Annotated in this window: 14 protein-coding genes; 6 read left to right on the top strand and 8 right to left on the bottom strand. The window is 58.9% G+C overall.

The genetic code is table 11. The features are described 5' to 3' along the window. Positions 1-70: 70 nt before the first annotated feature. A complete protein-coding gene (locus FPZ52_RS06690; RefSeq protein WP_240804305.1) occupies positions 71-538 on the top strand; it encodes an outer membrane protein assembly factor BamE in 468 nt (155 codons plus the stop codon). Between the two features lie 51 nt (positions 539-589). Next, complete coding sequence (locus FPZ52_RS06685; protein WP_146364725.1) at positions 590-2,404, top strand: ABC-F family ATP-binding cassette domain-containing protein; 1,815 nt, start codon at positions 590-592, stop codon at positions 2,402-2,404. On the opposite strand, the gene FPZ52_RS06680 is transcribed toward FPZ52_RS06685, so the two are convergent. From FPZ52_RS06680 to miaA, 8 genes are all read right to left on the bottom strand, one after another. Further along, on the bottom strand, positions 2,401-2,742 hold the full coding sequence (locus tag FPZ52_RS06680) for an antibiotic biosynthesis monooxygenase family protein (protein ID WP_146364724.1): 342 nt from the start codon (positions 2,740-2,742) through the stop codon (positions 2,401-2,403). The genes FPZ52_RS06685 and FPZ52_RS06680 overlap by 4 nt on opposite strands. A 4-nt stretch (positions 2,743-2,746) precedes the next feature. After that, positions 2,747-4,828, bottom strand: a complete 2,082-nt coding sequence (locus FPZ52_RS06675) for a dipeptide ABC transporter ATP-binding protein (RefSeq protein ID WP_146364723.1) — start codon at positions 4,826-4,828, stop codon at positions 2,747-2,749. Between the two features lie 47 nt (positions 4,829-4,875). Next, the gene (locus FPZ52_RS06670) at positions 4,876-5,268 is read right to left on the bottom strand and encodes a hypothetical protein (protein WP_146364722.1); all 393 of its coding nucleotides are present in this window, start codon (positions 5,266-5,268) and stop codon (positions 4,876-4,878) included. Positions 5,269-5,344: 76 nt separating this feature from the next. Next, positions 5,345-6,505: an ABC transporter permease gene (locus FPZ52_RS06665; protein WP_146364721.1), complete on the bottom strand. Its 1,161-nt coding sequence runs from the start codon at positions 6,503-6,505 to the stop codon at positions 5,345-5,347. Positions 6,506-6,514: 9 nt separating this feature from the next. Then, positions 6,515-7,564, bottom strand: coding sequence for an ABC transporter permease (locus FPZ52_RS06660; protein ID WP_146364720.1), 1,050 nt, complete (start codon positions 7,562-7,564; stop codon positions 6,515-6,517). A 67-nt stretch (positions 7,565-7,631) separates the two neighbouring features. Further along, on the bottom strand, positions 7,632-9,287 hold the full coding sequence (locus FPZ52_RS06655; protein WP_146364719.1) for an ABC transporter substrate-binding protein: 1,656 nt from the start codon (positions 9,285-9,287) through the stop codon (positions 7,632-7,634). Positions 9,288-9,485: 198 nt separating this feature from the next. Then, a complete protein-coding gene (locus tag FPZ52_RS06650) occupies positions 9,486-10,016 on the bottom strand; it encodes a hypothetical protein (protein ID WP_146364718.1) in 531 nt (176 codons plus the stop codon). A gap of 110 nt (positions 10,017-10,126) precedes the next feature. Continuing rightward, positions 10,127-11,020: a tRNA (adenosine(37)-N6)-dimethylallyltransferase MiaA gene (miaA, locus tag FPZ52_RS06645; RefSeq protein WP_146364717.1), complete on the bottom strand. Its 894-nt coding sequence runs from the start codon at positions 11,018-11,020 to the stop codon at positions 10,127-10,129. A gap of 134 nt (positions 11,021-11,154) precedes the next feature. Here miaA and pyrH point away from each other — a divergent pair, with 134 nt between their 5' ends. The 4 genes from pyrH (at position 11,155) to FPZ52_RS06625 (ending at position 14,118) form a co-directional block, all read left to right on the top strand. Then, on the top strand, positions 11,155-11,889 hold the full coding sequence (gene pyrH, locus FPZ52_RS06640) for a UMP kinase (RefSeq protein WP_146364716.1): 735 nt from the start codon (positions 11,155-11,157) through the stop codon (positions 11,887-11,889). A gap of 88 nt (positions 11,890-11,977) precedes the next feature. Next, the gene (gene frr / locus FPZ52_RS06635; protein WP_146364715.1) at positions 11,978-12,544 is read left to right on the top strand and encodes a ribosome recycling factor; all 567 of its coding nucleotides are present in this window, start codon (positions 11,978-11,980) and stop codon (positions 12,542-12,544) included. Between the two features lie 42 nt (positions 12,545-12,586). Further along, positions 12,587-13,312, top strand: a complete 726-nt coding sequence (gene uppS / locus FPZ52_RS06630; protein ID WP_146364714.1) for a polyprenyl diphosphate synthase — start codon at positions 12,587-12,589, stop codon at positions 13,310-13,312. Next, entirely contained in the window at positions 13,309-14,118 is an 810-nt protein-coding gene (locus FPZ52_RS06625; RefSeq protein WP_146364713.1) for a phosphatidate cytidylyltransferase, read from the top strand. The genes uppS and FPZ52_RS06625 overlap by 4 nt, the downstream gene beginning before the upstream one ends. Positions 14,119-14,120 lie beyond the last annotated feature (2 nt).

Below are 14,120 nucleotides of genomic sequence, written 5' to 3'. Positions count from 1 at the left end.
TTCCGTCCTTGATACGGTGCCGTTGCTTCGGTAAGGCGGTGACAGAAGATAAAGCGGCGGGCAAGTCCGAATGAAGAAAGACCTTTTCGAGTTTGGCGCGGTTATGCGTGGCACGTTTATTGCGGGGCTCTGTGTGGCTGTGACGGCCTGCGCGCCGATCAAGCGTAATCATGGTTATACACCACCTGACTATGATCTGGCCCAAATTCAAGTCGGCCGCGACACTCGCGATTCTGTCACTGATTTGGTTGGCGCGCCGCTGAACGAAGGATTTCAGCGCGGTGACACATGGTACTATGTGTCTTCGCGCCGTGAAACGCGCGGGTTGTTCAAACCCGAAGAGATCGAACGCCAGATTGTGGCGATCAGCTTTTCCGGTGGTGGCACGGTGCGCAATATCGAACGCTACGGGCTTGAAGACGGGCGTGTCGTGACGCTTTCGCGGCGCGTGACCGACCAGTCGGTGCCTGATGTCGGGCTGTTGCGCCAGATCTTCGGCAACCTCGGATCGCCGCAGGCCGGCGAATTCCTCGAATAGCATCGCACGGGTGATCTTGACGGCGGTGGTAGCGGGGTCTAGCTCGCTGCCATGGCCAGAACCCCTTTGCTACAGCTCAATGACATCTCGCTGACCTTCGGCGGCGATCCTGTCTTTTCCGATCTCAGCCTGATTGTTCAACCGGGCGACCGTGTCGCCTTGGTCGGACGAAACGGATCAGGAAAGTCCACACTTCTCAAGGTGATGGCAGGCCTTGTTCAAGCTGACAAAGGCGACCGCGTGCTCGCGCCCGCGACGACCGTCGGCTACATGCAACAAGATCCGGACCTGTCGGGTTTTACGACCTTGGGCGATTTCGCCGCAAGCGAACTGGAGCCGTCCGAATCTTACCGTGTGGACATGGTGGCCGAAGGTCTGAAATTCGATCCTGCCACGCCCGTTGAAACAGCGTCGGGGGGTGAACGCCGCCGCGCCGCGCTGGCCAAGCTGTTGGCCGAAGATCCCGAACTGATGCTTCTGGACGAGCCGACGAACCACCTGGATATCGAGGCGATCCGCTGGCTGGAAGACCAGCTTGCCGGCACGCGTTCAGGCTTCGTGGTCATTTCCCACGACCGTGCATTTCTGGCCGCGCTGACACGCGCGACGCTTTGGATCGACCGGGGGCAGGTGCGCCGGCAGGAACAGGGCTTTGCCGGTTTCGAGGAATGGCGCGACAAGATCTGGGCCGAAGAAGACGACGCCCGCCACAAGATGGATCGCAAGATCAAGGCCGAAGCCCGCTGGGCGGTTGAGGGAATCAGCGCCCGTCGTAAACGGAACATGGGACGAGTGCGCGCACTTCAGGATCTGAGGTCGGAACGCGCCTCGATGATTCGACGACAGGGCGCGGCCGAAATGGCGCTGACATCCGGCCCGAAATCGGGCAAGCGGGTGATCGAGGCGGTGAACATCTCGAAATCCTTTGAAGGCAAGGAGATCGTCAGGGATTTTACGCTGCGGGTTATGCGTGGCGATCGCGTGGCGTTCGTCGGCCCCAACGGAGTGGGCAAATCCACACTGCTGAAAATCCTGACCGGAGAGGTTGAACCGGATGCCGGCGATGTGACGCTGGGCACCAATCTGGAAATGGCCGTTTTCGATCAGAACCGCACGCAGCTTGATCCGAACGCCACGCTTTGGGACAGCCTGACCAGCGATCCTTCGATGCGCGTATCGGGCCAAAGCGATCAGGTTATGGTGCGCGGCACGCCGAAGCATGTGGTGGGTTATCTGAAGGAATTCCTGTTCGACGAAGCACAGGCCCGCGCGCCGGTCCGGTCACTGTCGGGCGGCGAAAAGGCGCGGCTCTTGCTGGCGCGTATCATGGCCCGGGAAAGCAACCTGCTGGTGCTGGACGAGCCGACCAACGATCTGGATGTCGAGACGCTCGATCTGCTTCAGGATATTCTGGGCGAGTATGACGGAACCGTGCTTCTGGTCAGCCACGACCGGGATTTTCTGGATCGTGTCGCGACCACGACGATCGCGATGGAAGGGGACGGGCGCGCGACGATCTATGCGGGCGGCTGGTCCGACTACCAGTCGCAGCGGAAAGAATCGGCGGAACCGGAGGTCAAGGGAAAGCCTTCTGCCAAACCCGCGCCGGAACCCAAGGAAAAGACGAAGCCGAAGAAATCGGGTCTCAGCTTCACCGAGGCACACCGCCTCAAGGAATTGCCATCCGTGATGGAACGGCTGGAGGCCGAAATCGGCAAGCTCGAAGAATTGCTGGCCGATCCGGAACTGTTTACACGCGAACCAGTGAAGTTCCAGAAGGCGACGGATGCGTTGGTCGCACGCCAGACGGCCCTGTCGGACGCAGAAGAAGAATGGCTGGTGCTCGAGGATAAAGCGGCGGGTTAGTCGCGACCCTCTGGGCCTGAATAGCTGCGCTCGACTTTTGCGACGCGAAGCCGGTAGTGTTCATACCACTTTTCGCGTCCCGTCTTTTGCGCGGCAAGGTGCGTCACATCGGCCTTCCATGCGATGATTTCCGCCTCGTTTGTCCAATAACTGACGGTGATCCCGAACCCTTCCGCGTCGCGCGTTGATTCCAGTCCGATGCATCCGGGGCGAGCGGTTGCCAGTTCAACCATCCAATCCGCCATCGCGCCGTATCTCGTATCATCCGTGTCGGTACGCTGGTTGGCAAAGATCACCGCGTAGTAGGGCGGATCGGGCATCGGGGCGAAACGGGACATCGGACTACTCGGCAGCGGTTTTGATGATCGGCACCATCTCCGCGATCACATCATCCGGCAAGTGGCATTTGCTGGTATGTCCCGGCGCAAGTTCGCGGGTGGGCGGTACTTGCGTTTCGCACAAGTTGTCCGCGACGCGATGCTTCCAGTGGCAGCGCGTCTGGAACGGGCATCCCGGCGGCGGATTGACGGCGGACGGAATGTCGCCGTCCAGCACGATATGCTGCTTCTCGACACTGGTGTCGGCGATGGGTACTGCGGATAGCAGCGCTTCAGTGTAAGGGTGGTAAGGTGGCGAAAAAACCTGCTCGGTCGTGCCCATTTCCACCACATGCCCCAGATACATCACCATCACCCGGTCGCTGAGATACCGCACGATCGACAGATCATGGCTGATGAAGAGAAGCGTCGTCTTTTCCTTACGCTGGATATCCATCAACAGATCGGTCACGGCCGCCTGCACGGATACATCGAGCGCGGACACCGGTTCGTCCGCAACCACGATCTTCGCGCCGCCCGCAAACGCCCGCGCGATGCCCACCCGCTGTTTCTGCCCGCCAGACAACTGTCGGGGCATTCGGTCCGCGAAGGCGCGCGGGAGCTTTACCAGATCCAGAAGTTCCAGCATCCGGTGGCGCCTGTCCTTGTTGTTGTCGGCATACCCGAAGATCTCAAGCGCCCGGATAATCTGGCGCCCCACCGTCATCGACGGGTTCAGTGTATCGAACGGATTCTGAAACACCATCTGGACAGAGGACACCGTGTCGGTGTTGCGCTTCTCGATGGGTGTGTCGTGGATGGTCTGGTTGTAGAGCCTGATCTTCCCGCTGGTGGCGGTTTCAAGTCCCAGCAGCACCTTGGCCAGCGTGGACTTGCCGCAACCGGATTCGCCAACGATCGCGAGTGTTTCGCCTTCGCGCGCCTCGAAACTCAGGGATTCGTTGGCTTTGACAAGCTTGTCCGCGTCCGTGCCGAACAGCGCGTTCCCTGAGACTTCATAGTATTTCTTCAGGTTCTCGACCTTCAACACCACCTCGCCGATCTGGCAGGCTTCTGTCTGTGTGGCCGCGTCCGGCGGCGCGTTCCAGTCAATCTCGCTGAAGCGCAGGCAACGGGTACTGTGGCGGTCTTTGCCAACCACGTCAAACATCGGCACGGGCTGCGCGTTGCACAGACCATCACGAAAATAGTCGCAGCGCGGTCCGAAATTGCACCCTTCGGGCCGTTCATGCGGCAGCGGGAAATTCCCTGGGATGGCCACAAGGGGGCGTTCGTTCTTGTCCGTGCCGGGCAGGGGGATCGACCGAAACAGCGCCTGCGTATAGGGATGACGCATCATGTCGAACACGCCGGACACGGAACCGGTTTCGACTGCCTCACCCGAATACATCACGCAAAGCCGGTCGCAGGTTTCCATGATCAGCCCCAGATTGTGGCTGATGAACAGCATCGAGGTGCCGTATTTCTGCCCCAGTTCCTTGACCAGATCGACGATACCCGCCTCGACCGTCACATCGAGCGCGGTGGTCGGTTCGTCCAGGATCAGCAGCGCCGGCTTGGACATCAGCGCCATTGCAATAACGATGCGCTGCTGCTGACCGCCCGACAACTGGTGGGGGTAGCTGTCTAGGATGCGGTCGGGGTCGGGCAGGCGGACATCTTCGATCAACTGGCGGGCCAGTGCGCGTGCATCACGCTTGGACGCGCCATCATGGATCATCGGCACTTCCATCAACTGCCGCCCGACCTTCATCGCCGGGTTCAGCGAGGCCATCGGCTCCTGATAGATCATCGCGATTTCATTGCCGCGCAGACCGCGCAATTCGTCCGCCGATAGCGCGGCCAGATCGCGCCCCTTGAACCGGATCGCGCCCCCCGTGATGCGCCCGTTGACGCCCAGATCCTGCATGACGCCAAGCGCAACGGTGGATTTCCCACACCCTGATTCACCGACCAGCCCCATGGCTTCGCCGGGCTGCACGGTGCAGGAAAATTCCATCACGGCAGGGATTTCGCGTTCTCGGGTGAAGAAGGAAATCGAAAGGTTGTCGATTTCCAGTATCGGCCCGTCATAGTCCGGTTTCATCGCTTGCCTGCCTTCCGGTGGGGGTGCCGCGCGCGGGCGACGCTGTTTTACATGATCGCCATGGATAGGGTGAAGGGGACGGATTCTCGGGTATCCCTTGCGTTGCCCATCAGGTAAGCGCGAATCTTGTCGTCGCCTGTGCTGGGCAATGTGATCCCCGTCGCCTCGGGCCCGTCCGTCGATCCGATATAGATTGCCTCACCATCGCTGCCCGGTGGTAGGATGTTGAAGAAGGCGCTCCCGTCCGTGATCAGGGATACGGCCGTGGTTTGTCCCTCGCGTGCACCAAGTACATAGCCGACATAGGCGTTGCTGGTCACTCTCGCCTCGACAGCGGCATTGTCATCGCCCGTTTCGAACTGAACCTGGTGGGTTTCTTGCGCGGTCGCACTGGTCGCGATGCCGAACGCTGCGATTACTGAAAGAAGGCTGGCTTTCATTTCGCTCTCCCATTCCGGGCTATAATGCCCGTTCTCAGTCTAGCCATGCCGCGCTGTCCGGTAGAAGACGTTTTCATCAATCCTTCAGGCTTTCTTCGCGCAGCCCGTCTGCCAACAGGTTCAGCCCCAGAACCAGGCTCATTAGCGCAATGGCGGGTGGCAGGGCGGGGTGCGGGTAGATCGACAGCAATCGGCGGCCTTCGTTGATCGTGCTGCCCCAGTCCGGGCTTTCAGGGCTCACGCCAAGGCCGAAAAAGCCCAGTGTTCCCAAAAGGATGGTCGTGTAGCCGATGCGCAGGCAGAAATCGACGATCAGCGGTCCGCGTGCATTGGGCAGAATTTCCCACAGCATGATGAACCACGGACCTTCCCCGCGCGTTTGCGCCGCGGCCACATAGTCGCGTGTCTTGATGTCCAGCACGATACCTCGAACGATACGGAAAACCGTGGGCGAATTCACGAACACCACCGACACGAAAACGATCAGCACATTGGGCGGCATGGAAATGATGCCCAGCGGATCGGCATCGAAGGCCAGCCCTGCATACAGCCACAGCCCGATCACCAGTGTCACCGCGACGAACAGGTTGCGGCGCGCGGGCTGGGTGAAGAAGCGCGCGTTCCACAGAACGACGAGGAAGATGACGGGAAACAGGAACAGCACGGCCGCCATATAGACGGGGATGCCGCTGGCGACGATTTCCGGCGTGACCAACAGGTAGAACAGCAAGATCACCGGAAAGGCCAGAACGAGGTTGGCGATAAAGGACAGCACCGTGTCCAGCCGCCCCCCGAAATACCCGGCTGGCAGGCCCAGCGTGATCCCGACCATGAAGGCAAAAGCGGTGGCCGCAGGCGCGATCTTCAACACCTCACGCGCGCCCAGAACCATCCGAGAAAACACGTCCCGCGCCAGATTGTCGCCGCCAAGCAGGTAATAGGGGTAGCCCTCATAGCCGTCAGGCAGGGGCGTTCCGGGCACCTTGTTCTTCATCTGCGCAACAAGGTCGATTGGCCCATGGGTGGCAATGATCCCCGCGAAGATGGCCGTGAACACCCAGAACATCACCAGCCCGAAGCCGATCATTCCGATGCTGCTGTCGAACAGCCTGCCATAGAGCCCCAATTGCCGCTTCTGACGGATCGACAGCGCGAAGGTGACGGCCAGCGCGATCCAGACCGGCCAGAACCGGATCAGGATTTTCACTATTATGGCACCCCAGCCCAATGCTTCCATGATCGGCCCTCAGCTGACGCGAATGCGTGGGTTGAGATAGACATAGCCGATGTCCGAAATCAGCTGCGTGACCAGAACGACAAAGACGGCGATGACGGAACAGCCCAGTAGCAGTTCAACATCGTTGTTGCTGGCGGCCTGCACCAGCGTCCAGCCGAAGCCTTTATAGTTGAACAGGGTCTCCACGATCACAACCCCTGTCAGCAGCCACGGAAATTGCAGCATGATCACCGTGAAAGGCGCGATCAGCGCGTTTCGCAGCGCGTGCCTTATGACGACCGCCGGAAAGCTGACACCTTTCAGACGCGCGGTGCGGATGTATTGCGACGTCATGACCTCGGCCATTGATGCGCGCGTCATCCGCGCGATGTAGCCCATGCCGTATAGTGCCATGGTGATGACGGGCAGGGTGAAGTTGGAAAATGTGATGTCATCCATTGCGGACGCCGCCGATCCCTTGAACCATTTCAGCCCGACGGCGGAGGACGCAAAGACAGTGATGAACACGACGCCCGAGACATATTCCGGCGTGGCCGTCGAAACGATGGAGATGGTGGAAAGCCCCCGATCAAGCTTCGATCCCTCGCGCATCCCGGCCAGCACGCCGATCAGCAAGGCGGTGGGCACCATCACGATCATGACCCAGAACATCAGTATGCCGGTCAGGCTCAGACGCGTGGCGGTGATCGTCGACACGTTTTCGCGAAAGACTGTCGAATAGCCGAAATTGCCCTGCAGCACACCACAAAAGCGAGGTGCGCTGTCTGCGGGAACATTGTTCGGGATACAGCGACCCGTGGTGTTTCCCGTGTCCGCATCCGTCCGCGTCCAGCCCGGTACCACACCCAGCCATTCGCCGTAGCGCCAGATCATCGGAGCGTCATAACCGTTGCGGGCCAACCAGCTTGCGACCTCGGCATCCGTCATTCGTGTGTTGCCCTGGGTCTTGGCCAGCTTTTCCAGGTTCGGGCCAAGATTGGTCAGGGAAAAGACCACGAATGTCAGACACAGCGCAGTCAACAGCATGACCCCGATGCGTCGCAGGATGAAAAGCGCCATTACACTGCGCACCCAAGACCACCGCGCCAATGGCGGCGCGCCTGGCATTCTGACGGGAGGCTAAAAATTAGGACGCCCAACCCAGATAATGCGGGTTGATTTCCTGTTTCTGGTGCACCTCGGCGTTCACGACGCCTTCCTTGTGATGGTTATAGAGCGACCGCCAATAGGGCTGGATGGTCACGCCTTCTTCCAACATGATTTCCTGCAGCTGCTTGGACAACTCTCGCCGCTTATCGGCGTCGGCGATGGCCAGTGCCTGATTGAGCGTATCGTCGAATTCGGCATTGGAGAAGCCGGTTTCATTCCACGCGCCGCCGGATCGGTAGGCGAGCGCCAGAACCTGGACCCCCAATTCGCGTCCGTTCCAGTTGGTCGAACTGAAGGGGTATTTCGTCCAGTCGTTCCAGAATGTGGAGCCGGGGATGATCGTTCGCTTGACGTTGAACCCCGCATCGCGAAGTTGCGCCGCGCAGGCGTCCGTGGTGTTGCGGCGCCAGTCGTCGTCAATGGAAATCAGTTCGTGCTCATAGTCCAGCATGCCGGCTTCTTCCATCAGGCGGCGGGCTTCTTCGACATTCTGCTCGAACGGTGGCATCTCGGCATATTCGGGATGGAAGGGCGCGACATGCATGTTGTCGGCTTTCACGCCACGGCCGGAATAGCCAAGTTCCAGCAGGATGTTGTTGTCGACAGCCAGTTGAAGCGCACGCCGTACCCGCTTGTCTTCATAGGGTACTCGACCATCCACTTCGGCCACCTGGTTGCAGCGGATTGTAATCGTTGCGGCCGTTGGAATCTCGGATTTGACGTAACCGATAGCATCAAGGATTTCGATGTAATCGCCAAGCGATTCATAGTTCAAATCCCATTCATCGGCTTCGGCTGCGGCAACCCATGCCGCCGGGTCGGTGCCCAGATCGATGAACTCGACCGTGTCCAGATACGCCTCGCCCCAATAGTCATGGTCGGGGTTCTTTTCCAACACGGCTTTCACGCCAACTTCGTAGGATGCGATGCGATAGGCGCCGGTGCCGACTCCGTGATCGAGCGGGTTGGTCCCGATCAGATCGCGGTGCTGAACAGCGGCTGGGTAGTCGGTGAAGCCGGGAATGATCGTGATGTCAGGCTGGGGCAGGTGAAGCTTCACGGTCAGCGGGTCGACCACTTCGATCGCCCCTTCAAGCGCCTGGTTGGTGTCGGGATCGACGAGTGAAGCAACACGCGATGCCATGGAATTGCCTTCCACCGTCTTGTCGGCCCAGCCCGTCAAGTTGGCGGCCACATCGTCGGCAGTGAAGTCGTCGCCATTGTTCCACGTCACATTCGGGCGAACATGCAGCGTGTATTCGGTTGCGTCGTCGTTGATCTCCCAGCTTTCCAGGAGGATGCCCTTGAACGAACCGTCGCGCTGGACCTCGACCAGATATTCAAGCAAACCACGGGTCGCATTGCCCAGTTCGCTCCAATCATAGCTGCGTGGATCCTTCAACGCCTTCACAAGCTGCTGGATGCGCAGCGTTCCGCCCGTTTGGGGCGTGACCATTTCGGTCTGGGCACTTGCCGGAGTGAGACCAATCAGGTGATAGGCTGCGGCGCTGCTAAGTCCGAGCGCCGTAGCGCGGCTCATGAATTCTCGCCGGCTCATCAGGTTGTCGAGATGTTCTTTCGCGAACATCCTTGCTGCCGGATGGATATTCCCCGAGTGGCGATCGCGCGTCATGGGCGGTGCTCCCTGTCATCGTTATGGAAGACCGCGATCCGCATGCAGCCTGCGCCACAGACAGCACTGGTGCGGTCGATTATCAGATCGTGGACCCTATTGCGCAATATTGGAACGCATTCGTCAACGCCTAACGTTGGAATACTTTAGGGTCGTTATGTAACTGATTGATAATCTGGCTACCGACAGGTGAAGATATTAACCCTGCCCCTGCTGCAAACCTTCGTCCTCGGGATGGCTGGTCAGCAGTTTCAGTTTGGCTTGTGGGACGTGGCTTTCACGCGCCAGCCACAGAAGCGTCAATGCGGCATGATGAAAGACCATTTCATCGCGATAGACACTGGGATCGCCGTTGGCGAGCATCAGGCTTTCGATCAACTGATTGAAATCGGTTTGCTTTTGAAGTCCGTGGAGGCGTAAATGCAGCGTTTCCTGTGGTTTGGGCAAAGGGTGGTGCCCGCCGAAGAAAATCGCGGTGCCCTGCGTCCGCTTGCCGACGTCGCAACCTACGGGCGTGTTCGCTGGCAGATAGATCGCATTATGCGCCGTGAATCCGCGCACTTCTCCGTCGATGGAGATACGCCCCTGACCAGAGGTGAACCAAAGCAACACAGGCACCAGGTAGCTGCGCGGAGCATCGACTCCCCATCCGCCTTCCTTAGCCAGGTGACCGATAGAGACGATCTGGAAGTGGCGGCGCATCGTATCGTTGCTTTGTGTATCGAACATGACATCCCTTTGGTTCGACTTAAATTAATTGTTAGTTCCATGATCCCTGTTGGCAAAGTTTACCTTCGCCGATTCAATGCAATTACAGCATTTTTTCTAGTGAGTGTGGCTTAACTGGGGGTGAAATCGGCGGAATTCAGCGGATTCCACCCTTTCATGCGCTTTCTAAACCATGTTCTTTGGCGTTTTGCGTACTGATGAGACGCAATTTTTGCTAATTTCGTAGCTTGTTCGAGTGACATTGTTTCGCGAATCACCTCGATCAGCTCAGTCGCGCCGATGGCATTCGAGGACAGGCGGGTCGAATCCCAGTCGGGTTCCATGCGACGGGCTTCCTCTAATGCACCCAATTCGAGCATCCGGTCGAAACGCAGGTCTATGCGCGCGTTCAACCAATCTGCGTCCGACTGCACCACGAAGCAATGGGCGTGATTTTCATCAACCAGCGGCGGTGGTGTGTCGTCCTGCCAATCTGCCAACTCGCGCCCTGTCTGGTATTTGACCTCCCAGGCGCGCTGCACGCGCATCGGATTGTTCGTGTCGAGCCTGCCACGGGTCCTCGTATCGAGGTCCGCCACCATCTGCGATAGTCCGTATGCCGCCAGGTAGTCTGCCGCCCTCTGACGAATGAGCGGTTCCGTCGTTGGTATCTCGGCCAGACCTTCCGTCAATGCCATGAAGTAGAGCCCCGTTCCTCCCACGATAACGGGGGCGGGGGATCGGTGGAGATGCGGCCGGAGATCCCGCAGCCACTGTCCGACGGAGTAATCGTCGCGATAGCTGACGTGGCCATAAAGCCAATGGCACGCGCGAGACATATCCACCTCGGACGGGCGGGCGGTAAGGATGTGCCAGCCGTCATAGACCTGCAACGCATCCGCGTTGACAATGTGACGCCCTTGTTCCTCGGCAAAGCGCAGGGCCAGATCTGACTTGCCCGATGCGGTGGGACCAGCGATCAGAACGGGTTTGTCTGGGATGAAACGGGGCAGGGCGTTGGACATATCTTGTGCGTTTCTTGTTTTCGTAGCGGCAGCAATCCGCGTCAGGGTCATTAATGCGGCGTGATCGCATTGAACCGACGCACTGTTTCAGACATTGTGCGCGGCAGCAAATATAACATCGCAAGGCAGATGGCATGGACGACGCAGCGGGTAAACCGGAAGTGAGTTTCAAGCGTGTTCTTCTGAAGATTTCAGGAGAAGCGCTAATGGGAGATCAAAGCTACGGTCTGCATCCGCCAACTGTCGAACGCATCGCGCGCGAAGTGCAGTCGGTGCACGATCTGGGCGTCGAGATCTGCATGGTGATTGGCGGTGGCAACATCTTCCGAGGGCTTCAGGGGTCCGCGCAGGGGATGGAACGCACGACGGCCGACTATATGGGGATGCTCGCAACGGTGATGAACGCACTGGCGATGCAATCGGCGCTTGAGGCGCTCGGTATCCATACTCGGGTGATCTCGGCGATCACGATGAACGAGGTGGCTGAACCCTATATCCGCCGTCGCGCGGTGCGGCACCTCGAAAAGAAACGTGTGTGTATTTTTGCTGCTGGCACCGGTAACCCATATTTCACGACGGACACGGCCGCAACCTTGCGGGCGAACGAAATGTCCTGCGAAGCGATCTTCAAGGGCACCAAAGTCGACGGTGTTTATGACAAGGACCCGAAGAAGTTCGACGATGCCAAGCGTTACGACGAGGTCAGCTATGACGAGGTACTGCAAAAGCATCTGGGTGTGATGGACGCCTCAGCCATTGCGCTGGCGCGTGACAATCATCTGCCTATCATCGTTTTTTCGCTGGATGAGTCGGGCGGGTTCCGCGGGATCCTCAGCGGCAAGGGAACCTATACAAAAGTGCATGGATAAGAGTATAGCCTGCGCGTAGTATGACGGTGGGCATGCCCGCAGAATGATAAAGCCGTAAATGCGGCAAGTGGAATGGTCAGGTGAGACGATGGCAGACGAAGACCTCGAAATCGACATGAAAGATCTGGAACGCCGTATGCAGGGTGCGATGGGATCACTGAAGCAGGAATTCCTTTCGCTGCGGACGGGGCGGGCGGCAGCGTCCATGCTCGACCCGGTGATGGTTGATGCATATGGACAGACAACGCCAATCAACCAGGTTGGTACGGTCAACGTCCCTGAATCGCGCATGCTGACGGTCAATATCTGGGACAAATCGCTCGTCGGCAAAGCCGAGAAGGCAATCCGTGAGAGTGGTCTCGGGATCAACCCTGTCGTTGATGGCACGATCATCCGTCTGCCGATTCCCGAGTTGAATGAAGAACGCCGCAAGGAACTGACTAAAGTGGCGGCTCAATATGCCGAACATGCCCGCGTAGCGGTGCGCAATGTGCGGCGTGACGGGATGGACCAGATCAAGAAGGCTAAATCGGCTGGCATGAGCGAGGATGACACCAAGCTGTGGTCGGACGAGGTGCAGGAACTAACAGACCGCATGATCGCTTCTATCGATGAGGCGCTCGAGCACAAGCAAGCAGAGATCATGCAGGTCTAGGCTGCCCGCGCCTGGATGCAAGCAAGATCACAGAGGGCAGGAATGGCAGCCAAAGATACATTGCAGATCACCCCGGCGCATGTGGCCATCATTATGGATGGCAACGGACGTTGGGCTACACGGCGTGGTCTGCCGCGCATTCAGGGGCACCGGATCGGTGCGCGGCGCGTGCGCGAGATCGTCGAGGCGTGTCCTGATCTGGGCGTGACCCATCTGACGCTGTTTGCCTTCTCGACCGAGAACTGGAAGCGGACGGAAGGTGAAGTGTCCGGCCTGATGGGCATCTTCCGCCGCTATATCCAGAGCGAGGCGAAAGACCTTATCGCCAATGGCGTGCGTGTGCGTTTCATCGGTGACCGATCCCGGCTTGATCCGAAGCTGACGCGCTTGATGGATACGCTGGAGCGTGAAACCTGTCCGAATGCGACCCTGAATCTGACTGTGGCGCTGAACTATGGCGCACGGGATGAATTGGCCCGTGCAACCGCGCGGCTGGCGCAGGACCTGGCAGCTGGCAAAGTCGCGGCTGATGCGCTGGCGCCGGACAGCATCCGCGCCTATTTGGACACGGGGTTTGCGCCCGATCCCGATCTGGTCATCCGCACATCAGGCGAACAGCGGATTTCGAATTTCCTTCTGTGGCAGTCGGCCTATGCGGAATACGCGTTCACACAGACCCTTTGGCCCGATTTCACGGCTCAGGAGTTTTCAGACATCGTTCTGTCCTACGCCACGCGAGAACGTCGCTTCGGCACCGTTTCGCCATGAGTGACGACGAGGGCAGCACGGCGCGGCAATCCCCTGGTCGTTGGTCGGACCTCAAACCCCGCTTGATTTCAGGTGGGATAATTGCCTTGGTAGGTATCACTGCCGTTTGGCTCGGTGGTATCCTGTTTGCCATCTTCGCGTCGGTCGTGGCCGGGGTGATCGTATGGGAACTGGCCCGCATGCACGGCACCAGTGTTTCGCTGATGCTCGGCGGATTGGCCGGTGTCTGCTGCTTGTTGGTGTCGATAATCCCCGAAGGATATGGCCTGCCGCTGCTGATGTTGCCCGCCTTCGCGAGTATCGGTCGCATGCACCGTGCGCGGCTGTCCTTTGCCATTTTCACCGCAATTATCGTGCTGGCGGGCTATGGTCTCGTGCAGTTGCGCGAGGACTTTGGCGCGTTGTGGATGGTTTGGCTTGTGATGGTCGTGATTGCGACAGACATCTTCGGATATTTTGGCGGACGTCTCATCGGCGGGCCTAAATTCTGGCCGCGGGTCAGCCCCAAGAAGACTTGGGCCGGTATCCTGTGCGGGTGGGTCTCGGCTGGCTTGGTCGGTCTGATTTTCCTGCCGTTCCTCTATGTCGGGCCGGAGATCGTCAGCATCAGCGTGGCGCTATCCATGGCATCGCAACTGGGTGATGTGACGGAAAGCGCGATCAAGCGAAAGGCCGGTGTCAAGGACAGTTCACATCTGATCCCCGGACATGGCGGTTTCTTCGATCGGTTCGATGGGGTGCTCGGCGCAGCGGTCTTCCTGCTCTTGGTCGAGCAAATCGTGGATTTCCCGCCAATAGCAGTTTGACG

The organism is Qingshengfaniella alkalisoli (genome assembly GCF_007855645.1).
GTDB lineage: Bacteria > Pseudomonadota > Alphaproteobacteria > Rhodobacterales > Rhodobacteraceae > Qingshengfaniella > Qingshengfaniella alkalisoli.
Note: the sequence above shows the minus strand (reverse complement) of the source record. Positions and strands in the feature narration are given on the sequence as shown.

What these genes read in the sequence shown, in the direction of transcription:
- uppS (WP_146364714.1), top strand. Translation starts at nt 12,587, where the DNA reads ATGGCAGCCAAAGATACATTGCAGATCACCCCGGCGCATGTGGCCATC.
- FPZ52_RS06675 (WP_146364723.1), bottom strand. Translation starts at nt 4,828, where the DNA reads ATGAAACCGGACTATGACGGGCCGATACTGGAAATCGACAACCTTTCG.
- FPZ52_RS06660 (WP_146364720.1), bottom strand. Translation starts at nt 7,564, where the DNA reads ATGGCGCTTTTCATCCTGCGACGCATCGGGGTCATGCTGTTGACTGCG.
- frr (WP_146364715.1), top strand. Translation starts at nt 11,978, where the DNA reads ATGGCAGACGAAGACCTCGAAATCGACATGAAAGATCTGGAACGCCGT.
- pyrH (WP_146364716.1), top strand. Translation starts at nt 11,155, where the DNA reads ATGGACGACGCAGCGGGTAAACCGGAAGTGAGTTTCAAGCGTGTTCTT.
- FPZ52_RS06685 (WP_146364725.1), top strand. Translation starts at nt 590, where the DNA reads ATGGCCAGAACCCCTTTGCTACAGCTCAATGACATCTCGCTGACCTTC.
- FPZ52_RS06680 (WP_146364724.1), bottom strand. Translation starts at nt 2,742, where the DNA reads ATGTCCCGTTTCGCCCCGATGCCCGATCCGCCCTACTACGCGGTGATC.
- miaA (WP_146364717.1), bottom strand. Translation starts at nt 11,020, where the DNA reads ATGTCCAACGCCCTGCCCCGTTTCATCCCAGACAAACCCGTTCTGATC.
- FPZ52_RS06650 (WP_146364718.1), bottom strand. Translation starts at nt 10,016, where the DNA reads ATGTTCGATACACAAAGCAACGATACGATGCGCCGCCACTTCCAGATC.
- FPZ52_RS06625 (WP_146364713.1), top strand. Translation starts at nt 13,309, where the DNA reads ATGAGTGACGACGAGGGCAGCACGGCGCGGCAATCCCCTGGTCGTTGG.
- FPZ52_RS06665 (WP_146364721.1), bottom strand. Translation starts at nt 6,505, where the DNA reads ATGGAAGCATTGGGCTGGGGTGCCATAATAGTGAAAATCCTGATCCGG.
- FPZ52_RS06690 (WP_240804305.1), top strand. Translation starts at nt 71, where the DNA reads ATGAAGAAAGACCTTTTCGAGTTTGGCGCGGTTATGCGTGGCACGTTT.
- FPZ52_RS06670 (WP_146364722.1), bottom strand. Translation starts at nt 5,268, where the DNA reads ATGAAAGCCAGCCTTCTTTCAGTAATCGCAGCGTTCGGCATCGCGACC.
- FPZ52_RS06655 (WP_146364719.1), bottom strand. Translation starts at nt 9,287, where the DNA reads ATGACGCGCGATCGCCACTCGGGGAATATCCATCCGGCAGCAAGGATG.